Origin of the sequence: Pseudomonas sp. 3296 (genome assembly GCF_031456615.1) — a bacterium.
GTDB classification, from domain to species: Bacteria; Pseudomonadota; Gammaproteobacteria; order Pseudomonadales; family Pseudomonadaceae; genus Aquipseudomonas; species Aquipseudomonas mucoides.
Map to the genome: position 1 here is coordinate 476,212 of NZ_JAVDUY010000005.1, position 19,954 is coordinate 496,165.

A 19,954-nucleotide genomic window follows, 5' to 3' on the forward strand; every position below is an offset into this window, starting at 1 on the left:
GTCTTACCCTCGCGGCTCGTTGTTGCCGGCAATGCTGGCGGCCAAAATCGCCAGGACCAGTTGCTGGAAATCCAGACCGGCGGCACGGGCCGCCATCGGCACCAGGCTGTGATCGGTCATGCCCGGCGCAGTGTTCACTTCCAGGAACCAGAACTGCCCGTCAGCGTCCTGCATCACGTCTGCCCTGCCCCAACCGGCAATACCCAGCGCCTCGCAGGCTTTCGCCGTGAGGTCCATGAGTTCCTTTTCCTTGGTGCTGTCGAGCCCGCACGGAATGCGGTACTGGGTATCGTTGGCGATGTACTTGGCGTCGTAGTCGTAGAAGCTGTGCGTCGTGCCCAGGGCAATCGGAGGCAACACCTGGTCACGCAGGGTGGCGATGGTGAACTCCGGACCGTGAATCCATTGCTCGACCAACACTTGCGAATCGTAGGTACTGGCCGCTTTCCAGGCGTCGATCAACTCGGACGCAGAACTCACTTTGGCCATACCGATACTTGAACCTTCATGCGCCGGTTTGACGATCAAAGGGAAGCCCAGTTCCGTCGCAGCAGAAATACAATCGGCCTCGCTGCTCAACACGGCATGGCGCGGCGTCGGAATACCCAGACTGTGCCAGACCTGCTTGGTGCGCAATTTGTCCATGGCCAGTGCCGAAGCCAGAATGCCGCTGCCGGTGTACGGAATGCCCAGGCATTCGAGCAGGCCCTGCATGCTGCCGTCTTCACCGCCACGACCGTGAAGAATGATGAAGGCGCGGTCGATTTTTTCGTTGAGCAAACGCTGCAACAGGTCATCGCCGACGTCGAGGCCGAACGCGTCCACACCGGCACTTTGCAGTGCAGCGAGGACCGCGTTACCGGACTTCAGCGAAACCTCACGCTCGGCACTCTTGCCGCCGAACAGCACGGCGACGCGCCCGAAGTCTTTCGGCGCGACGGTGGAGACGAGGTTGGCGTAAGCAGCAGTCATTTCAACTTCCCCACGGCAGGTGCAGCAACGGCACCGGCGAACAACGGACTGTTCAACAGTTTTGGTGCGAGACCGCCGATATCACCGGCGCCTTGGCACAACAGGATGTCGCCGGCACGCAGCAGCGGCTTGACCAGCGGCGCGAGGTCGACACCGCGCTCGATGTAGATCGGGTCCAGCTGACCGCGCTGACGGATGCTGTTGCACAACTTGCGGCTGTCAGCGCCCGGGATCGGCTCTTCGCCGGCCGGATACACTTCCATCAGCAGCAGGACGTTGGCGTCGGCCAGTACATTGACGAAATCGTCGTACAAGTCGCGGGTGCGGCTGTAACGGTGCGGCTGGTAAACCATCACCAGACGGCGCTCCGGCCAGCCACCGCGCACGGCCTTGATCACGGCAGCGACTTCGGTCGGGTGGTGACCGTAGTCGTCGACCAGCATCACGTTGCCGCCTTCGACCGGCAGTTCGCCGTAGACCTGGAAGCGTCGGCCGACACCCTGGAACCCGGACAGGCCCTGGACGATGGCTTCATCGCTGACGCCCTCGTCAGACGCGATGCAGATTGTCGCCAGCGCATTCAAAACGTTGTGGTTGCCCGGCATGTTCACCGAGACATCCAGCGGATCGCGTTCAGGGCGCAGCACGGTGAAGAAGGTCTGCATGCCCTGCTGACGCACATTGATCGCGCGCACGTCGCAGTCATCGCCGAAGCCGTAGGTGACGGTCGGACGTTTGATCAGCGGGAGGATTTCACGCACCACCGGATCGTCCAGGCACACCACGGCCAAACCGTAGAACGGCAGGTTGTGGAGGAACTCGACGAAGGTTTTCTTCAGTTTGTTGAAGTCACCGTCGTAGGTCGCCATGTGGTCGGCGTCGATGTTGGTGACCACGGCCACCAGCGGCTGCAAGTGCAGGAAACTCGCGTCGCTTTCGTCGGCTTCGGCGATCAGGTAACGGCTGGTGCCGAGCTGGGCATTGGTGCCCGCGGCATTCAGTCGGCCACCGATGACGAACGTCGGGTCCAGGCCTCCGGCCGCGAACACCGAAGCGATCAGGCTGGTGGTGGTGGTTTTACCGTGGGTACCGGCGACGGCGATGCCGTGGCGGTAGCGCATGAGCTCGGCCAGCATCTCGGCGCGCGGTACCACCGGGATACGGCGTTCCAGCGCAGTCGCGACTTCCGGGTTCGAGGTGTTGACGGCGCTCGACACCACCAGCACATCGGCAGCCGCGGCGTTTTCGGCGCGGTGGCCGATAAAGATATGCGCGCCGAAAGATTCCAGGCGCTCGGTAACCGGCGAGGCCTTCAAGTCGGAACCGGACACTTCATAGCCCAGGTTCAACAGCACTTCGGCGATCCCGCACATGCCCACGCCGCCGATACCGACGAAGTGGATTTTACGGATGCGGCGCATTTCCGGTTGCGGCATGGCTTTCTGATTCTCAACCATGGGCCACCTCCAGGCAGGTATCGACCACGTTACGGGTGGCATCGGGTTTGGCCAGGCGGCGTGCCGCGGTAGCCATATCGTTGAGTCGTTGTGGTTGCATCAGGACCTCTGTCAGGCGAGCGGCAAGATCCGCTGCGCCAGTCGTTCTTTGCGGCATCAGGAAGGCAGCGCCTTCACGGGCCAAATAATCGGCGTTGCGGGTCTGGTGATCGTCGATCGCATGGGGCAAAGGCACCAGCATCGAGGGCAGACCGGCGGCGGCCAGTTCACTGATGGTCAGCGCGCCTGCGCGGCACACCACCAGGTCGGCCCAGCCATAGGCTTGGGCCATGTCTTTGATGAAAGGCTGCACTTGCGCCTCGACGCCAGCCGCGCGATAGCGCTCTGCAGTCACTTCATCGTGGTTTTTACCGGCCTGATGAAACACTTCCGGACGCAGGTCGGGGGCGACTTGCGACAAGGCTTCAGGCAGCAATTTGTTCAACGGTTCTGCGCCCAGGCTTCCACCCAGAATCAGCAAACGCGCCTTGCGACCGGCCAGGGCTGGTCGCGCCGTTTCGAGGAACAGCTCGGTGCGCACCGGGTTACCGGTGGTCCGACGGCTGTCCGACAGGGTAAAGGTGTCGGGGAACGCTTCACAGACTCGGGCGGCCAACGGCACCAGCAACCGATTGGCGGTACCGGCCACGGCGTTCTGTTCGTGAACGATCACCGGCACACCGGCCAGTTTGGCGGCAACACCACCAGGGCCGGTCACGTAACCACCGAAACCCACCACACACACTGGCCGCAGCTGACGAATGATCGCCCGCGCCTGCCAGACGGATTTGAGCAACATGAACGGTGCCTTGAGCAGGGACAATTTGCCCTTGCCGCGCAAGCCACTGGCGTTGATCCGGTGCAGCTCGATCCCGGCCATCGGCACCAGGTCGTTCTCGATGCCGCGCGGCGTCCCGAGCCAATGCACGGTGTAACCGCGGGCCTGGAATTCGCGCGCGCAGGCCAGTGCCGGGAAGACGTGGCCCCCGGTGCCGCCCGCCATGATCAATACGTTAGCGCCCATGGGGTGGCTCCTCGGCGAAGTCACTTTCATGGAACTCCATCTCCTCACTGCCCAAGTGGGTTCGACTCTCCCACTCGATGCGCAGCAACAAGCCAAGACAGGCACCGCAAATCACCAACGAACTGCCGCCGTAACTGAGGAACGGAAGGGTCAATCCTTTGGTCGGCAGCAGGCCGACGTTTACGCCGATGTTGATCAGGAACTGACCAATCCACAGGAACGACAGGCCATACGCGATGTAGGCGGCGAAGAACTGCTTGGCCTTTTCGGCCCAGTAGCCGATGTACATGCCACGAATACAGACAAAGACGAACAGCGCCACGGTGCACAACGAGCCCACGGCCCCCAGCTCTTCAGCCAGCACCGAGAACACGAAGTCGGTGTGGGCTTCTGGCAGGTAGAACTGTTTCTGCACGCTGTTGCCCAGGCCAACGCCCAGCCATTCGCCGCGACCAAACGCGATCAATGCCTGGGACAACTGATAGCCGGCACCAAACTGGTCGGCCCACGGGTCGGCAAAGTTGGTCAGACGCGCCATTCGATACGGCTGCACTTGAATCAACAGCACCACCGCCGCGACGGCAAGGACCACCATCAAGGAAAACCGGAACAGTCCGACCCCGCCCAGGAACAGCATGGCTGCCGCCGCCCCCATCATCACGACGGTGGCACCGAAGTCCGGTTCCATCAGCAACAGGCCGGCCATTGGCAGCAGCACGATGAATGGCTTGAAGAACCCCATCCAGCTTTCGCGCACTTCTTTCTGGCGACGCACCAGATAGCCGGCGAGGTAGATCACCACAAACACCTTGGCGATCTCGGAAGGCTGAACGTTGAAAAAACTGAAGCCAATCCAGCGCATCGAACCGTTCACTTCACGGCCGATCCCGGGAATGATCACCATCACCAGCAAACCGAATGCACCCAACAGCATCAGCCAGCCCAAGCGTTGCCAGGTGGCGATCGGGATCATCATGGTGATGACGCAGGCACCCAGGCCAAGAACGATGTAGATAAGGTGGCGAATCATGTAATACAGGGCACTGCCTGATTGCACTGCGGCAACTTCGGTCGAGGCCGATGCAATCATGACCAGCCCCAGGCCGATCAAGGCCAGGCAACCGGCGAGCATCGGAAAGTCGAGGTCGACCCCGCGCCCGGTGATGATCGGCGACGGATAAGGCTTGATGATGTTTCTCAGGCTCATGCCAGTTCCTCCACGGCTTGGACGAACTGGTGACCACGGTCTTCGTAGTTCTTGAACATGTCGAAACTGGCGCAGGCCGGTGACAGCAGCACCACGTCACCGGGGTGGGCAGCCGCGCGGCATTGCTCCACGGCTTCGACCAGCGAACCGACGCGGATCCGCGGCACGGCATCGCCGATGGCCTCGCCGATCTTGTCGGAGTCACGGCCCATCAGGATCACGGCGCGGCAGTTGGCAGCCACCGGATCACGCAGGTCATTGAACTCGGCACCCTTGCCGTCGCCACCGGCGATCAGCACGATCTTGCCGTCGATGTCCGCACCCAAACCTTCTATAGCCGCCAGGGCCGCACCGACGTTGGTGGCTTTGGAATCGTTGTAGTAGCCAACGCCGTCCAGATCACGCACCCACTGGCAGCGATGCTCGAGGCCGGCAAAGCTGCGCAGGGCCGTGAGCATGGCGTCGAATGGCAGACCGACGGCGTGGCCCAGTGCCAAAGCCGCGAGGGCGTTGGACTGGTTGTGGGCGCCACGAATTTTCAACTCGCGCACCGGCATCAGGTTCTGGAATTCGAAGGCCAGGTACTTCTCGCCGTCTTCTTCGCGGATACCGAACGCCTTGAAATCAGGTTTGCTCAAACCGAAGGTCCAGCATGGCTGGCCCTCGCCCATCAGCGGACGGCTCAGGGCGTCCTGACGGTTGACCACAAACTGTCTGGCGCCACGGAAAATCCGGTGCTTGGCCAGGTGATAGGCCGGCAGACCGCTGTAACGGTCCATGTGGTCTTCGCTGACGTTGAGCACGGTCGCCACTTCGGCGTTCAGTTGATCGGTGGTTTCCAGCTGGAAGCTCGACAGCTCCATCACGTACAGCTCGATGTCATCGCCGAGCAGGTCCAGCGCCGGCGTACCGAGGTTGCCGCCGACGGCCACACGCTTGCCCGCCGCGACAGCCATCTCGCCAACCAGGGTGGTGACGGTGCTTTTCGCATTGGAACCGCTGATGGCGACAATCGGCGCCTTCGCGTTACGCGCGAACAGCTCGATATCACCGGACAATTTCACGCCACGGGCGGCGGCAGCCTGCAGGGCCGGGGTCGCCAGCGCCAGGCCGGGGCTCACGTAGAGCTCGTCGGCACGGCACAGGAACTCGACGTCCAGCTCGCCACAACGCACTTCCACGTGCGGATAGTCACGCTTGAGCGTGGCCAGTTCCGGTGGATTTTCCCGCGTATCGGCCACAGCAAACGACGTGCCCCGGTTCGCCAGGAAGCGAACCAGGGACATGCCGCTCTTGCCGAGGCCGACAACGATGCGGAAGTGGTCAGAAGCGATCAGAGACACGAGTTTCTACCTCAGCTTCAGGGTGGCAAGGCCGACCAGTACGAGAATCACGGTGATGATCCAGAAACGGACGATCACGCGTGGCTCAGGCCAGCCCTTGAGTTCAAAGTGGTGGTGAATCGGTGCCATGCGGAACACGCGGCGACCGGTCATTTTAAAAGAAGCAACCTGGATGACCACCGACAGGGTCTCCATCACGAACACACCGCCCATGATGAACAGGACGATTTCCTGACGGACGATCACCGCGATGGTGCCCAGCGCAGCGCCCAGCGCCAGTGCGCCGACGTCGCCCATGAACACTTGGGCCGGATAGGTATTGAACCAGAGGAACCCGAGGCCCGCCCCGATCAGCGCACCGCAGAACACGATCAGTTCACCCGCGCCCGGTACATAAGGAATCAGCAGGTATTCAGCGAATTTCACGTTACCCGACAGGTAGCAGAAGATCCCCAGACCGCCGCCGACCATCACGGTCGGCATGATCGCCAGGCCATCGAGGCCGTCAGTCAGGTTGACCGCGTTGCTCGAGCCAACGATCACGAAGTAGGTCAGGACGATGAAGCCTGCGCCCAGCGGAATGCTGTAATCCTTGAGCATCGGCAAAATCAGGGTGGTTTCTACCGGGGTGGCCGCGGTCATATAAAGGAAGACCGCAGCGCCCAGACCGAACACCGACTGCCAGAAGTACTTCCAGCGACTCGGCAAGCCACGGGAGTTCTTCTCGATCACTTTGCGGTAATCGTCGACCCAGCCGATGGCACCGAACAGCAACGTCACCAGCAGCACGGTCCAGACATAACGGTTGCTCAGGTCAGCCCAGAGCAAGGTGCTGACGCCGATGGACGACAGAATCAACGCGCCGCCCATGGTCGGCGTACCCGACTTGGACAAGTGCGACTGCGGACCGTCGTTGCGAACGGATTGGCCGATCTGACGGTTCTGCAGGGTGCGGATCATCCACGGGCCATAGCACAGCGACAAGACCAGCGCGGTCAGCACACCGAGAATCCCGCGCAGGGTCAGGTACTGGAAGACCGCGAAGCCTTTGTAGAACTGTTGCAGATACTCCGCTAGCAGCAGCAGCATTAATGTTTCTCCAGACTGGACCCGCACAAAGCGGCAACGATGTTTTCCATCGCAGCGCTGCGCGAACCCTTGATCAAAATGGTGGTATTGGTGTCTTGCTCGGCGCCCAGCGCCTTGATCAGTTCAGCCTGAGTGCTGAAGTGAAAGGCCTGTGGACCGAAAGCGTTTACGGCGTGAACCATCATGGGTCCGACGGCATACAGCGCGGATACTTTGCCGCGGGCGTATTCGCCCACATCGCGGTGCCCCTGCTCCGCCCAATCGCCCAACTCGCCGATATCCCCGAGCACCAGAACGGTGCGACCGGAAAAGCCGGCGAGTATATCAACGGCGGCGCACATGGAGGTCGGGTTTGCGTTGTACGTGTCATCAATCACGCGCATGCCGTTGGTGGCCAATTGCGCGACAGAGCGGCCCTTGACCGGTTGCACGGCGGCCAGGCCGGTGGCGATGCCGAACAGCGACACGCCCAAGGCATGCGCGGCTGCGGCAGCGGCCATGGCGTTGGCGACGTTATGCGTACCGAGCAAATTCAGCTGAACACGCTCCACACCGTCAGGGGTGTGCAGGTTGAACGCCGGGCAACCGCGAGCGTCGCGGTCCAGGTCGCTGGCGTAGAAATCGGCGCTGAGGTTGCTCAGGGCGAACGTCAGCACTTTGCGACCGGCAGCGCGGGTTTTCCAGATTTCAAAAGCCTTGTCGTCGAGATTAAGAACGGCGATGCCATCGGCCTCAAGCCCTTCGATAATTTCGCCTTTGGCTTCAACGATTTTTTCCGGCCCGCCAAACTCGCCAACGTGGGCAGTCCCGGCGTTGTTGAGGATGGCCACGTGGGGTTTGGTCATGCCCACGGTGTAGGCAATTTCGCCAAGACGCGAAGCACCGAGTTCGATCACGGCGGCAGTGTGTTCCGGCGCGAGTTCGAGCAAGGTCAGCGGCACGCCCAGATCGTTGTTCAGGTTGCCACGGGTGGCCAGTACCGGACCGCGCGTGCGCAAGATGCTCGCAAGCATCTCCTTGACCGTGGTCTTGCCGCTGGAGCCGGTGATGGCTGCAACCGGGTGGGTGAACGCGGCACGGTTCAAAGCGCCCAGCTGACCGAGCGCTTGACGAGTGTCCTTGACCAGCAGTTGTGGCAACGCGCTGTCGGCAACTTCACGCTCGACCAGTGCGGCCACCGCGCCTTTACTGGCCACGTCGTCCAGGTAGTCATGACCGTCGAAACGCGGGCCGGCCAGGGCAATAAACAGTTGGCCGGGCTTGATCGCACGACTGTCGATGCTGACGCCCTCAAACGTGGCATCGGCATTGAGCAGTTGGCCATTCAATGCGCCGGTCAGCTCGCTCAGTTTCAAGGCTTTAAGCATGAGCCACCTCCCATGCGGTCAGGGCGTGATCGGCCTCGACCAGATCGGAGAAGTCGAGACGCTCGCCGTTGATTTCCTGATAGTCCTCGTGGCCTTTACCGGCCAGGACAATCACGTCATCCGCCGACGCACCGGCGATCAATTGGGCAATCGCCTGGCCACGACCGGCCACGAACGTCACTTTATCCACAGCCGTGAAACCGGCTCGGATGTCATCGAAGATCACGGACGGGTCTTCGGTGCGAGGGTTGTCATCGGTGACCAGCACGCCGTCGGCCAGACGCTCGACCACTTCGGCCATCAGCGGACGCTTGCCGCGATCACGATCACCGCCGCAGCCGAACAGGCACAGCAACCGACCCTTGGCGTGCGGACGCAGGGCCATCAAGACTTTTTCCAGCGCATCCGGGGTGTGGGCGTAATCGACCACCACCAGCGGCTGAGTGCCGCCACCGAGACGCTGCATGCGACCGGCCGGGCCTTCGAGCTTCGGCAGGACGTTGAGAATTTCGTCCAGCGCATAATCCTGACCGAGCAACGCGCCGACGGCGGCCAGGACGTTGCTCAGGTTGAAGCGACCGAGCAAGGTGCTGCGCAAATGGTGTTCGCCCTGCGGCGTCACCAACGTGGCGCGCACGCCTTCGTCGTCGAATTGTGCTTCACGGCAATACAGGTAGGCGCTGCTGTCTTCGAGGCTGTAGGTGATCAAACGCGACTCACGCTTTTCGGCGGCCAGTTGCCGACCGAATTCGTCGTCGAGGTTCACCACCCGGCACTTCAAATCGTTCCAGGCAAACAGCTTGGCCTTGGCTTCGCCGTAGGCCTGCATGGTGCCGTGGTAATCAAGGTGATCGCGGGACAGGTTGGTCATCACCGCCACATCAAACGCCAGCGCAGTAACGCGGCCCTGATCCAGACCGTGGGACGAGACTTCCATGGCGACCGCTTTGGCGCCGGCCTTTTTCAGGTCGGCCAGGGTCGCTTGCACGGCGATTGGATTCGGTGTGGTGTGCAGGCCGCTTTCCAGCGCGCCGTGGAAACCGGAGCCCAGCGTGCCGACGATGCCGCAATGTTGGCCAAGCAGATCAAGCGCCTGGGCCACCAATTGGGTCACGCTGGTTTTGCCGTTGGTACCGGTCACGCCCACCAGGTTCAAATGACGGCTCGGGTCGCCATAAAAGCGCCCGGCGATGTCCGACAGCTGTGCGGCCAGGCCTTTGACCGGAATCATCGGCACGTCGGTAATCGGCAATACGGTCGAGCCTTCGACTTCATACGCCACAGCGGCAGCACCGCGTTGCAGCGCGTCGGCGATGTGCGCGCGACCGTCGAAACGCCCGCCAGGGACAGCGAGAAACAAGTCGCCAGCGCGCACGTTGCGGCTGTCGAGCGCCAATTCGCGGATCAATAGATCGCGGCCAGCGTGGGCGAAAATTTTATTCAGACTTAGAGACATCAGCCGCGCCCTCCATTGGCTTTCAGCGGAACAACGGGAGTCGCGTTCGCGGTTTGTGTCGGCGGCAGGTTGTCCGGCGTAATGTTCATCAGGCGCAGCGTCCCGGACATCACTTTGCTGAACACCGGCGCCGAGACCAGACCACCGAAGTAACCGGCCTTGGTCGGTTCGTCGATCACCACGACGATGGCGTAACGCGGATCGCTCATTGGGCCGAAGCCGGCGAACAGCGAGCGGTAAGAGTTCTCGGCGTAGCCCTTGGTGCCCACCGACGTTTTACGTGCAGTACCCGACTTGCCGGCCACGTGATACGCCGGCACCTGCGCACGGAACACACCGCGCGGCGCTTCGATCACCTGGGTCAGCATGCCTTGCATGGTTTTCGCGACGGCTTCCGGCAGCACTTGCGTGGTCTGCGGCGCCTTGTCGGTTTTGATCAGGGTCAGCGGCGCGAGGCGACCGTTGTTGGCCAGCGCCGAGAAGGCGTGAACCAGCTGGATCGCCGTCACGGAAATACCGTAGCCGTAGGACAGCGTAGCGGTTTCAGCCTTGCGCCATTCGCGGTAGTTCGGCAGGTTGCCGACGCGCTCGCCCGGGAAGCCGAGACCGGTGTCCTGGCCGAGGCCGACTTTTTGCGCCAGACGGAAAATCGTTTCGCCGCCGATATCGAACGCGACCTTACTCATGCCGACGTTACTGGAATTGATCAGAATCCCGGTCAGGTCGAGCACCGGGCCTTCGGTCTTCGAGACGTCCTTGATGGTGTACTTGCCGATTTGCAAGGAGCCTGGATACACCTCGACGGTGTCGCTTGGTTTCCAGCGGCCGGTCTCGATGGCGGCGCTCATCGAGATCGCTTTCATGGTCGAACCCGGTTCGAACACGTCGATCATCGCGCGGTTACGCATCATCGCCGGTTGCAGGTTGCGACGGTTGTTCGGGTTGTAGGTCGGCTGGTTGACCATGGCGAGGATTTCGCCGGTCTTCACGTCCATGATCACCAGGCTGCCGGCCTTGGCGCCGTTCTCGATGATCGCGTTACGCAGCTCGCGGTTGGCCAGGTATTGCAGGCGCAGGTCAATGGACAACGCCAAGGGCTTGCCGGCCTTGGCGTTTTTGGTGACCTGGACATCCTTGATCAGCCTTCCGCGCCGGTCCTTGATGACCTGACGCTTGCCGGCGACACCGGCGAGCCATTCGTCATACGCCAGTTCGACGCCTTCACGACCGTGGTCATCGATGTCGGTAAATCCAACCATGTGCGCGGTCACTTCACCGGCCGGGTAGAAACGCCGGAACTCTTCAATGCCGTAGACGCCCGGTACTTTCAGATCGAGCACTGACTGGCCCTGCTCAGGGGTCAGCCCACGCACCAGATAGATGAATTCTTTATTGGCCTGGGCTTCGAGACGTTCAGCCAGGGCTTTCGGGTCCTGACCCAGCGCCGCCGCGAGTGCCGGCCATTTTTCCTTGGCCGTTTGCATTTCCTTCGCGTTGGCCCACAGCGTGGTGACCGGCGTACTCACGGCCAAAGGCTCGCCGTTACGGTCGGTGATCAGACCACGGTGAGCCGGGATAGGAATATGACGAACACTGCGCGCATCACCCTGACCTTTAAGGAACGCACGATCGATGACTTGCAGGTCGATGATGCGCCAGGAGATTGCCGCAACCATGATGCCGAGCAGCCCCAGCACCACGCGGAAACGCCATGGGAACATTGCCCCTTCGAGTTTCATCATGGCGTCACCATCTGCACTTCAGCGGCGCCTGGAATGCGCATCTTCAGTTGTTCGGTGGCCAGCACTTCGATACGGCTGTGGGCGGTCCAGGTGCTCTGCTCGAGAATCAGTCGACCCCACTCGGCCTGCGCCTTGTCGCGCACGCTCAACTCGTTGTACAGCGAGTTCAACAGCTGACGGTTCCAGTGAGCGCTGTACGACACGCCGATCGCTGAAACAAGCACGGCCAAGAACAGCAGCAGCATGAAAAAGCTTCCGCCGGGCAGTGGCTTGGCGAAAAGCTTGCTCACCGCAGCTTCTCCGCGACGCGCATGACGGCGCTACGGGAACGTGGGTTGGCTTTGAGTTCGGCCTCGGAGGCGGACTGCGCTTTGCCATGGATTTTGATGATCGGTTCGAAGGCGACGTGACGCACCGGCAGATTGCGCGGCAGGTTGTCGGCTTCACCCTTAACCAGTTTGCGCATGAACAGTTTGACGATCCGGTCTTCCAGCGAGTGGAAGCTGATGACGACCAGGCGGCCGCCGACTTCCAGGCATTCCAGCGCCGCTTCGAGGCCGGCTTCCAGATCGCCCAATTCGTTGTTGACGTGAATGCGCAGGCCCTGGAATGCACGGGTCGCCGGGTTCTTGCCCTTTTCCCACGCCGGGTTGGCGACTTTCAGAACTTCGGCCAGATCGGCGGTGCGTTCGAACGGCTTGATGTCGCGGCGCTCGGCGACGGCGCGGGCCATACGACCGGAGAAACGTTCTTCGCCGTACTCTTTGAACACACGAGCGATTTCTTCAACCGGCGCGGTGTTGACGAACTCGGCAGCGCTGATCCCGCGGGACGGGTCCATGCGCATGTCCAGCGGGCCGTCATTGAGGAAGCTGAAGCCGCGCTCAGGGTCGTCGAGCTGCGGCGAAGACACGCCGAGGTCGAGCAAAACGCCGCTGACCTTGCCGGCCAGACCGCGTTCGGCGACTTCCGAACCGAGTTCGGCAAAGCTGCGCTGCACAACGACAAAGCGGCCGTCTTCGGCCGCTAGCGTCTGCCCGGTGGCAATGGCTTGAGGATCCTTGTCAAATCCGAGCAACCGGCCATCAGGCCCCAGCTGACTCAAGATCAGCCGGCTGTGACCGCCGCGTCCGAACGTACCGTCCAGATAGCAGCCATCAGGACGTACGGCGAGAGCCTCGACGGCTTCGTCAAGCAGTACGGTGATGTGGTTAAAGCCGCTATCAATAGTCACAGGATCAAATCACGCAGTTCATCAGGCATGGCGCCCGGTTGTTGAATAGCAGCCAGGTCAGCGGCAGAAACCGCATCCCAGGCATCCTCGTCCCACAATTGGAACTTGTTCAGTTGGCCTACCAACATCGCGCGCTTATCCAACTTGGCATATTCACGAAGACGCGGTGGAACCAGAAAACGACCACTGCCATCGAGCTCGAGGTCGACGGCATTACCAATCAGTAAACGTTGCAGGCGGCGGTTCTCTTCGCGAAGCGAAGGCAGTGCGCGCAGTTTGGTTTCAATAATTTCCCACTCATCGAGGGGGTAAACACACAAACATGGATCAACGGCATCGATTGTGACGATTAACTGACCGGAACTACGCGAAACGAGCTCGTCACGGTACCGGCTCGGCATGGCGAGACGGCCCTTTGCATCGAGACTGATAGCGTTAGCTCCGCGAAACACGTCAGCGTTTCTCCAAATTTTAGCGTTTTACGTTCAAAAAACCCACTTCATGCCACTTTCCGCCACTTGCGCACACTATAGGAATGCGGCCACCGCACCGTCAAGGCGCGGATTAAAGGAAAACCCTTACAGAACTGAGATTTAGGAGCACAGAAGGAGGTGTTACGGGAATCTGACGTGTCATTCGACCCAATAACTTGAATCAGCACGGATGGCTGCGTTCGAAAGTTAAAGTAGTTTGTTAAGAGTAAGATTTTTTTGGTATTACGAAAGTGCTTCTGCTGATGATTCTGAACGGAGGGAAACTGCCATCACTGGCGCCCTGCTCAACGATTCAAACAGGGAGGGGAAAAAGGTGGAGAGTCGATCTGTAAGCCGGGTTCTGTCTTGAACAGTCATTCGTCTACGATGGCCATCACTGGACATCTTTAGCAACCTACCCGGTCCCAGCGCGGGCCACGCCTTGGGACCCTATTTGGTCTTGCTCCAAGTGGGGTTTACCTAGCCACGAACTGTTGCCAGACGTGCGGTGCGCTCTTACCGCACCTTTTCACCCTTACCGGCGCCGAAGCGCTTAGGCGGTTATTTTCTGTGGCACTTTCCGTAGGCTCACGCCTCCCAGGCATTACCTGGCACTTCGCCCTATGGAGCCCGGACTTTCCTCCCCCCCCTAATTTTCATAGAGGGCAGCGACTGTCCGATCGACTCTCCGCCGCGAAGGTTAACGGCAGAGCGGCCGAAGAACAAGCGCTAAACGCCTTTGACCCCTCCTGCGCGTCGGGTTTTACTCGCCTTTCTGCTTATCCAGTGCGACCTGATACAGCACATTCTTGCGCTCGCCGGTTATTTGCGCCGCCAATGCCGCCGCACGCTTGAGCGGCATCTCCTCTAACAACAAATTGAGGATGCGCATCGCTTCGCTGCTGACGGCGTCTTCGGTCTCAGGCGCAGCCCAGCCAGCCACCAGCACCACACACTCGCCGCGCTGCTGATTACTGTCCGACTCGACGAACTCGCGCAACTCGGCCAATGGAAGGCCTTTAAGGGTTTCAAAGGTTTTGGTGATTTCCCGAGCCAGCAACGCGTGACGCTCACCACCGAACACCAGCTCCATGTCTTGCAGGCATTCAAGGATGCGGTGTGGCGCTTCGTAGAAAATCAGCGTGCGTGGTTCTTCCTTTACAAGTTCAAGACGAGCGCGGCGACCGACAGCCTTGGCCGGCAGGAAGCCCTCGAAAATAAACCGGTCGGATGGCAAACCCGCCGCCGACAACGCCGCGATCAATGCGCAGGCTCCCGGCACCGGCACCACATTGATCCCCGCAGCACGGGCCTGACGCACCAAGTGATAACCCGGATCGGAAATCAACGGCGTGCCGGCATCGGAGATCAGCGCCACATCGTCGCCAGCCAGCAGACGAGTGATAAAGCGACTACCTTCATCCCGCTCGTTGTGTTCGTGACAGGCAGCCAACGGTGTCGGGATGCCGAAATGCTGCATCAAACGCTGAGAGTGACGCGTGTCTTCAGCAGCAATCAATGCGACGTCGCGCAGGATCTTCAGCGCACGCGCACTGATATCGTCCAGGTTGCCGATGGGCGTCGCCACCACATAAAGCGAGCCAGCAGCGGAATTCAAAGCACCTGGAGCAGTCAAAGCGCACACCTCATGATCGGTAAAAGGCGACATTGTAGCGCGTAGCGGCGCTTGCGATACGCCTGGCCCTTGACGGGTTTTTCCGCCATTTGTGCAGTGCTGCAACATTTACACGAGCTAAATTGATCGATTCACGCGAGTAACATCGCGCCCCGGCCAGTGCTTGGGTACAATTCCACGCTAATTTGATCGAGTATCAGGAACACTACATGATCGCTTGCCTGCGGCTGTTCACTGCCCTCTGCCTCGCTGCCTTGCTGGCGGCTTGCGCCAGCTCGCCCTCTTCCAGCCTTGGCGAACTTCCACGGACCCCGGATGCCAGTATCGAGCAACTGCTCGAGCAGGCGAATCAAAGCAAGGATCCGGAAAAAGCTGCCCTGTTGCGCCTGAGCGCTGCAGATGCGGCCTACCGCCAGGGAAATGCCGGCCAGTCCGCGCAAATCCTGCAACAGGTTCCGGTCGAGCAACTCAAGCCAGGCCCCCAAGTCTTCGCCAGTACGCTGGCGGCGGAACTGGCGATGGTGCGCAACCAGCCCAAAGCGGCGCTGACTGCCTTGAGTCATCCGAGCCTGCAACACTTGAGTGAATTGCCCGTCGAGCAACAGGTTCGCACTGGCACTGTTCACGCCCGCGCCCTTGAAGCCGATGGCCAGACGCTGGCCGCCGCACGGGAGCGTATTTTCATCGCGCCGATGCTGAGCGGTGAAGCGGCCAGTAAAAACCACGAAGCGATCTGGACCCTGATCGCCTCGCTGCCTACCGATCAACTGCAACCCACCACCTCCGACGACCTCGGCGGCTGGATGGGTCTGGCGCTGGCCGTGAAATCGGCCGGTACGCTGGAGCAACAGCAAGCCGCAATCGATAACTGGCGCGCACAAAACCCTAAGCACCCCGCCGCCATTCATTTGCCGCAGGCACTGACCAATCTCAAGGAACTGGCCAGCCAGCCTCTGAGCAAGATCGCCTTGCTGCTGCCACAGGACGGCCCACTGGCTTCGGTCGGCAAAGCGCTGCGCGAAGGTTTCATGGCGGCTCACTACCAGGCTCAACAAGCCGGGCAGAAGCCACCGGCCATCGAGTTTTATGACAGCTCGAAACTGACGTCGATGGACGAGTTCTACCGCAAGGCCCAGGCCGATGGCGTGCAACTGGTGGTCGGCCCACTGGAAAAACCACTGGTCAAACAGCTCAGCTCGCGCCCGCAACTGCCTATCACCACACTGGCGCTGAACTACAGCGAAGGCGAACAAGGCCCGGCCCAACTGTTCCAGTTTGGCCTGGCGGCTGAAGACGAAGCCCGCGAAGTGTCTCGCCGCGCTCGCGCCGATGGCCTGCATCGCGCCGCCATCATGGTGCCGAAAGGCGAATGGGGCGATCGTGTTCTCCGCGCCTTTAGCCAGGACTGGCAGGCCAACGGTGGCAGCATCGTTGCCACCGAACGCGTCGACCAACCGGTTCAACTGGCCCAGCAGATTGCTGACATGTTCCAGCTGCGCCAGAGCGAAGGCCGCGCGAAAAGCCTGCAAAGCACCGTAGGCTCGCAGGTCGCTGCCCAGCCTTCACGTCGCCAGGACATCGAGTTCATCTTCCTGGCCGCGACACCGCAACAGGCCCAGCAGATCAAACCGACCCTGAACTTCCAGTACGCTGGCGATGTGCCGGTTTACGCCACCTCCCACGTGTTCAGTGCCAGCGGTGACGTCAATCAGTACAACGACATGAACGGTATTCGCTTCTGCGAAACCCCGTGGTTGCTGGATGCCAATGATCCACTGCGCAAACAAGTGACGGCACAATGGCCACAAGCCGGCGGCAGCCTCGGTCGCCTGTATGCCATGGGCGTCGATGCCTACCGCCTGGCGCCACGCCTGGGGCAACTCAAGGCCTTGCCGGACAGCCGCATCTCGGGCCAGTCGGGCAGCCTGGGCATGACCCAGAACCAACGCGTCGTGCGCCAGTTGCCTTGGGCCCAGTTCGTCAACGGCCAGGTTCAACGCCTGCCTGACACCCCGAACTGATGCCTGACAGGTCACGCCAGCAAAGCGGTCAGGATGCCGAGCGCCATGCGCTCGAGCATCTTCAACAACACGGTCTGCGCCTGCTGGCGCAGAACTGGTTGTGTAAACGCGGCGAGCTTGATCTGGTCATGCTTGATGGCGATACAGTAGTATTCGTTGAAGTCCGCTACAGAAAAAACACCCAATGGGGTGGCGCGCTCGATAGCGTCGATGAACGCAAACGGCAGAAACTGATTTTCGCCGCGCAGTATTTTCTTCAGCGCGAGTCGCGTTGGGCCAATTCCCCTTGCCGCTTCGACGTGGTTGCCATCGACAGCAACCTTGATCAGTTGAACTGGATTCAGAATGCCTTCGACAGCTGATCGCTCGCGCCCCGAACCGGACACCTACACCCAACACTTTTGCTCTTTGCATTGCGGGCTGCACATTCATGTGCCAAGTAGCCGCGCTAATTAAGGTCACACAGATGGACATGCAATCCCGAATTCGCCAGCTTTTTCAGGCCAGTATCGACACCAAGCAAATGGCGATGGACGTACTTGCACCGCACATCGAGCAAGCCAGCCAAGTGATGGTCAACGCCCTGCTCAATGAGGGCAAAATGCTTTCCTGCGGCAACGGCGGTTCCGCCGGCGATGCCCAGCACTTTTCGTCGGAGCTGCTCAACCGCTTCGAGCGTGAACGCCCGAGCCTGCCAGCCATCGCGCTGACCACCGACAGCTCGACAATCACCTCGATTGCCAACGACTACAGCTACAACGAAATCTTCTCCAAACAGATCCGCGCCCTCGGCCAGCCAGGCGATGTATTGCTGGCGATTTCCACCAGCGGCAACTCGGCAAACATAATTCAGGCAATCCAGGCCGCACATGATCGCGAAATGATTGTCGTAGCATTGACCGGTCGCGATGGCGGCGGCATGGCGTCACTGCTATTGCCCGAGGATGTCGAGATTCGCGTACCGGCCAATGTCACCGCACGTATTCAGGAAGTCCACCTGCTGGCGATCCATTGCCTTTGCGATCTGATCGACAGCCAACTGTTCGGGAGTGAAGAATGACCCCTAATCGCCTAGGCCTGATGGCCTTGACCCTGTGCCTGATCGGCATCAGCGGCTGCACCTCGGTGGTTAACGCCAGCCGTGAAGCGCCGATTGAAGATGACCGTGGCACGCGCACCTTCGGAAGCAAGATCGACGACTCCCTGATCGATACCAAAGTCGGCGTCAACGTGGCCAAGGCCGACCCGGCCCTGGACAAGGATTCGCACATTGTCGTCACCAGCTTCAACGGTGTGGTGCTGCTCGCCGGGCAGACGCCCCGTGAAGACCTCAAGGCCAAGGCCGAGCAGGCCGCTGCCGCTGTGCAACGGGTAAAAACCGTGCACAACGAACTGCAGATCCTGCCGCCCTCCTCGCTGCTGGCACGCCAGAACGACGCCTGGCTGACCACCAAGATCAAGACCCAGATGCTCGCAGACGCCAACATCCCCGGCTCGCGCATCAAGGTGGTGACCGAAAACGGCATCGTCTACTTGCTGGGCCTGCTGACCAAACAGGAAGCTGCTCAAGCGACCAACCTGGTACAAGGCGTTTCCGGCGTGCAGAAGATTGTGAAGCTGTTTGAGTACATCGACTGATACCCTTCCTGCAGGAGCACGGCTTGCCGGTGATGGCGTCTTTGAAATCGCCATCGCGAGCAAGCTCGACTCCTACGCAAGTAATAAAAAAGGCGATCCATCCGGATCGCCTTTTTTATTACTTCACCACTTTCAAACTGGGTCGACCGCTGGGACGCGGCGGCTCGCTGTCGGGCGGCGGAATATCATCATCCGGCTCAATCGCTTCTTCGTCTTCCATAGGCGATTCCAGATCGAACACCATGCCCTGACCGTTCTCCCGGGCGTAAATCCCCAGGATCGAGGCGATAGGCACGTACAGGGTATGCGGCACCCCGCCGAAGCGCCCTTCGAAGCTGACCGCCTCGTTGTCCATGTGCAGATGCCGCACAGCCTGTGGCGACACGTTCAAGACGATTTGACCGTCACTGGCAAAGCCCTGAGGCACCTGCACCGATGGGTATTCCGAATTGACCAGCATGTGCGGGGTGCAATCGTTGTCCACAATCCACTCGTAGAGCGCGCGGACCAGATAAGGTCGACTGGAGTTCATAGCGGCTCCTTAAGCCTTAGCGCATATCGCGTTCGACGCCAGACAGACTTGCCTGGAAAGCCTCACGCGCAAACGAGCGCTCCATATAATCAAGCAGCGGCTTGGCAGGCCGCGGCAGTTCTATACCCAAAATCGGCAAGCGCCAGAGTATGGGTAATAGGCAGCAATCCACCAGACTTTGTTCCTCACTGAGGAAAAACGGCTTGTCGGCGAACAGCGGCGACACACCTGTGAGGCTCTCGCGCAGCTCTTTACGAGCGACGACGCGGGCTGCTTCCTTGGTCTTCGAATCCAGGATCAGATCCACCAGGCCACACCAGTCGCGCTGAATACGATGAATCAGCAGACGGCTGTTTGCACGCGCCACAGGATAAACCGGCAGCAAGGGCGGGTGCGGGTAACGCTCATCCAGATATTCCATCACCACGGTCGACTCCCACAACGCCAGGTCACGATCGACCAGGGTGGGCAGGCTTCCGTAAGGGTTCACCTCAATCAGTTTAGGCGGCTGGCGACCAGCTTCCACGTAAATGATCTCGGCGCTGACACCCTTCTCTGCAAGTACGATACGCACTCGGTGGGAATAGTGGTCGGCGGGGTCGGAGTAACAGGCCAACCGATTGGTCACGCCCATGGCGGTCCTCCTCGCTTGTTGAAATTATCGAAAGCGGAAAAACGAGCGCGCCCAGAGGGCGCCTCCCGTAACGCCTGGATCACCAGACTC

At 60.6% G+C, this 19,954-nt stretch carries 19 protein-coding genes and 1 other RNA gene; 4 read left to right on the forward strand and 16 right to left on the reverse strand.

From position 1 onward, the window contains the following. Positions 1 to 3: 3 nt before the first annotated feature. The 14 genes from J2X66_RS16180 to rsmI all read right to left on the reverse strand — a co-directional run bounded on the left by J2X66_RS16180 (position 4) and on the right by rsmI (position 15,072). Positions 4 to 972, reverse strand: coding sequence for a D-alanine--D-alanine ligase (locus tag J2X66_RS16180; protein ID WP_027922693.1), 969 nt, complete (start codon positions 970 to 972; stop codon positions 4 to 6). Continuing rightward, the gene (gene murC / locus J2X66_RS16185; RefSeq protein ID WP_310266021.1) at positions 969 to 2,429 is read right to left on the reverse strand and encodes a UDP-N-acetylmuramate--L-alanine ligase; all 1,461 of its coding nucleotides are present in this window, start codon (positions 2,427 to 2,429) and stop codon (positions 969 to 971) included. The genes J2X66_RS16180 and murC overlap by 4 nt, the downstream gene beginning before the upstream one ends. Continuing rightward, positions 2,422 to 3,492: an undecaprenyldiphospho-muramoylpentapeptide beta-N-acetylglucosaminyltransferase gene (gene murG, locus J2X66_RS16190; RefSeq protein WP_123435071.1), complete on the reverse strand. Its 1,071-nt coding sequence runs from the start codon at positions 3,490 to 3,492 to the stop codon at positions 2,422 to 2,424. The genes murC and murG overlap by 8 nt, the downstream gene beginning before the upstream one ends. Then, complete coding sequence (gene ftsW, locus J2X66_RS16195; protein WP_027922690.1) at positions 3,482 to 4,699, reverse strand: putative lipid II flippase FtsW; 1,218 nt, start codon at positions 4,697 to 4,699, stop codon at positions 3,482 to 3,484. Before ftsW ends, murG begins: the two co-directional genes overlap by 11 nt. Further along, positions 4,696 to 6,042 carry a UDP-N-acetylmuramoyl-L-alanine--D-glutamate ligase gene (gene murD, locus J2X66_RS16200; protein ID WP_310266025.1) on the reverse strand — a complete coding sequence of 449 codons (1,347 nt, stop codon included), beginning with the start codon at positions 6,040 to 6,042 and terminating at the stop codon, positions 4,696 to 4,698. The genes ftsW and murD overlap by 4 nt, the downstream gene beginning before the upstream one ends. Before the next feature lie 6 nt (positions 6,043 to 6,048). Continuing rightward, complete coding sequence (mraY, locus tag J2X66_RS16205; protein ID WP_027922688.1) at positions 6,049 to 7,131, reverse strand: phospho-N-acetylmuramoyl-pentapeptide-transferase; 1,083 nt, start codon at positions 7,129 to 7,131, stop codon at positions 6,049 to 6,051. Beyond that, on the reverse strand, positions 7,131 to 8,498 hold the full coding sequence (murF, locus tag J2X66_RS16210; RefSeq protein WP_310266031.1) for a UDP-N-acetylmuramoyl-tripeptide--D-alanyl-D-alanine ligase: 1,368 nt from the start codon (positions 8,496 to 8,498) through the stop codon (positions 7,131 to 7,133). Before murF ends, mraY begins: the two co-directional genes overlap by 1 nt. After that, positions 8,491 to 9,954 (reverse strand): UDP-N-acetylmuramoyl-L-alanyl-D-glutamate--2,6-diaminopimelate ligase, encoded by a 1,464-nt coding sequence (locus J2X66_RS16215; RefSeq protein WP_310266033.1) that lies wholly within the window; start codon positions 9,952 to 9,954, stop codon positions 8,491 to 8,493. The genes murF and J2X66_RS16215 overlap by 8 nt, the downstream gene beginning before the upstream one ends. Next, entirely contained in the window at positions 9,954 to 11,693 is a 1,740-nt protein-coding gene (locus J2X66_RS16220) for a penicillin-binding protein 2 (protein WP_172825972.1), read from the reverse strand. The genes J2X66_RS16215 and J2X66_RS16220 overlap by 1 nt, the downstream gene beginning before the upstream one ends. Beyond that, a complete protein-coding gene (gene ftsL / locus J2X66_RS16225) occupies positions 11,693 to 11,986 on the reverse strand; it encodes a cell division protein FtsL (protein WP_123435077.1) in 294 nt (97 codons plus the stop codon). The genes J2X66_RS16220 and ftsL overlap by 1 nt, the downstream gene beginning before the upstream one ends. Further along, positions 11,983 to 12,930, reverse strand: coding sequence for a 16S rRNA (cytosine(1402)-N(4))-methyltransferase RsmH (gene rsmH, locus J2X66_RS16230; protein WP_405046781.1), 948 nt, complete (start codon positions 12,928 to 12,930; stop codon positions 11,983 to 11,985). The genes ftsL and rsmH overlap by 4 nt, the downstream gene beginning before the upstream one ends. Then, the gene (gene mraZ, locus J2X66_RS16235; protein WP_008147486.1) at positions 12,927 to 13,382 is read right to left on the reverse strand and encodes a division/cell wall cluster transcriptional repressor MraZ; all 456 of its coding nucleotides are present in this window, start codon (positions 13,380 to 13,382) and stop codon (positions 12,927 to 12,929) included. Before mraZ ends, rsmH begins: the two co-directional genes overlap by 4 nt. Before the next feature lie 355 nt (positions 13,383 to 13,737). Beyond that, an RNA gene (gene rnpB / locus J2X66_RS16240) (RNase P RNA component class A) lies at positions 13,738 to 14,091 on the reverse strand. 75 nt (positions 14,092 to 14,166) lie between these two features. After that, positions 14,167 to 15,072 (reverse strand): 16S rRNA (cytidine(1402)-2'-O)-methyltransferase, encoded by a 906-nt coding sequence (gene rsmI / locus J2X66_RS16245; RefSeq protein WP_310266037.1) that lies wholly within the window; start codon positions 15,070 to 15,072, stop codon positions 14,167 to 14,169. 176 nt (positions 15,073 to 15,248) lie between these two features. Here rsmI and J2X66_RS16250 point away from each other — a divergent pair, with 176 nt between their 5' ends. From J2X66_RS16250 to J2X66_RS16265, 4 genes are all read left to right on the forward strand, one after another. Further along, the gene (locus J2X66_RS16250) at positions 15,249 to 17,060 is read left to right on the forward strand and encodes a penicillin-binding protein activator (RefSeq protein WP_310266039.1); all 1,812 of its coding nucleotides are present in this window, start codon (positions 15,249 to 15,251) and stop codon (positions 17,058 to 17,060) included. Continuing rightward, entirely contained in the window at positions 17,060 to 17,422 is a 363-nt protein-coding gene (locus J2X66_RS16255) for a YraN family protein (RefSeq protein ID WP_310266041.1), read from the forward strand. Before J2X66_RS16250 ends, J2X66_RS16255 begins: the two co-directional genes overlap by 1 nt. Before the next feature lie 104 nt (positions 17,423 to 17,526). Continuing rightward, entirely contained in the window at positions 17,527 to 18,120 is a 594-nt protein-coding gene (locus J2X66_RS16260; RefSeq protein WP_008025961.1) for a phosphoheptose isomerase, read from the forward strand. After that, positions 18,117 to 18,698 (forward strand): BON domain-containing protein, encoded by a 582-nt coding sequence (locus tag J2X66_RS16265; protein WP_027922679.1) that lies wholly within the window; start codon positions 18,117 to 18,119, stop codon positions 18,696 to 18,698. The genes J2X66_RS16260 and J2X66_RS16265 overlap by 4 nt, the downstream gene beginning before the upstream one ends. Before the next feature lie 118 nt (positions 18,699 to 18,816). On the opposite strand, the gene J2X66_RS16270 is transcribed toward J2X66_RS16265, so the two are convergent. Further along, positions 18,817 to 19,230, reverse strand: a complete 414-nt coding sequence (locus J2X66_RS16270; RefSeq protein ID WP_310266044.1) for a ClpXP protease specificity-enhancing factor — start codon at positions 19,228 to 19,230, stop codon at positions 18,817 to 18,819. A 16-nt stretch (positions 19,231 to 19,246) separates the two neighbouring features. Further along, a complete protein-coding gene (locus tag J2X66_RS16275) occupies positions 19,247 to 19,864 on the reverse strand; it encodes a glutathione S-transferase N-terminal domain-containing protein (RefSeq protein WP_027922678.1) in 618 nt (205 codons plus the stop codon). Between the last annotated feature and the right edge of the window lie 90 nt (positions 19,865 to 19,954).

Bases quoted from the DNA above. Each gene is read 5' to 3' on its own strand.
- J2X66_RS16180 (WP_027922693.1), bottom strand. From the start codon at position 972: ATGACTGCTGCTTACGCCAACCTCGTCTCCACCGTCGCGCCGAAAGAC.
- murC (WP_310266021.1), bottom strand. From the start codon at position 2,429: ATGGTTGAGAATCAGAAAGCCATGCCGCAACCGGAAATGCGCCGCATC.
- murG (WP_123435071.1), bottom strand. From the start codon at position 3,492: ATGGGCGCTAACGTATTGATCATGGCGGGCGGCACCGGGGGCCACGTC.
- ftsW (WP_027922690.1), bottom strand. From the start codon at position 4,699: ATGAGCCTGAGAAACATCATCAAGCCTTATCCGTCGCCGATCATCACC.
- mraY (WP_027922688.1), bottom strand. From the start codon at position 7,131: ATGCTGCTGCTGCTAGCGGAGTATCTGCAACAGTTCTACAAAGGCTTC.
- murF (WP_310266031.1), bottom strand. From the start codon at position 8,498: ATGCTTAAAGCCTTGAAACTGAGCGAGCTGACCGGCGCATTGAATGGC.
- J2X66_RS16215 (WP_310266033.1), bottom strand. From the start codon at position 9,954: ATGTCTCTAAGTCTGAATAAAATTTTCGCCCACGCTGGCCGCGATCTA.
- J2X66_RS16220 (WP_172825972.1), bottom strand. From the start codon at position 11,693: ATGAAACTCGAAGGGGCAATGTTCCCATGGCGTTTCCGCGTGGTGCTG.
- rsmI (WP_310266037.1), bottom strand. From the start codon at position 15,072: ATGTCGCCTTTTACCGATCATGAGGTGTGCGCTTTGACTGCTCCAGGT.
- J2X66_RS16250 (WP_310266039.1), top strand. From the start codon at position 15,249: ATGATCGCTTGCCTGCGGCTGTTCACTGCCCTCTGCCTCGCTGCCTTG.
- J2X66_RS16255 (WP_310266041.1), top strand. From the start codon at position 17,060: ATGCCTGACAGGTCACGCCAGCAAAGCGGTCAGGATGCCGAGCGCCAT.
- J2X66_RS16260 (WP_008025961.1), top strand. From the start codon at position 17,527: ATGGACATGCAATCCCGAATTCGCCAGCTTTTTCAGGCCAGTATCGAC.
- J2X66_RS16265 (WP_027922679.1), top strand. From the start codon at position 18,117: ATGACCCCTAATCGCCTAGGCCTGATGGCCTTGACCCTGTGCCTGATC.
- J2X66_RS16270 (WP_310266044.1), bottom strand. From the start codon at position 19,230: ATGAACTCCAGTCGACCTTATCTGGTCCGCGCGCTCTACGAGTGGATT.
- J2X66_RS16275 (WP_027922678.1), bottom strand. From the start codon at position 19,864: ATGGGCGTGACCAATCGGTTGGCCTGTTACTCCGACCCCGCCGACCAC.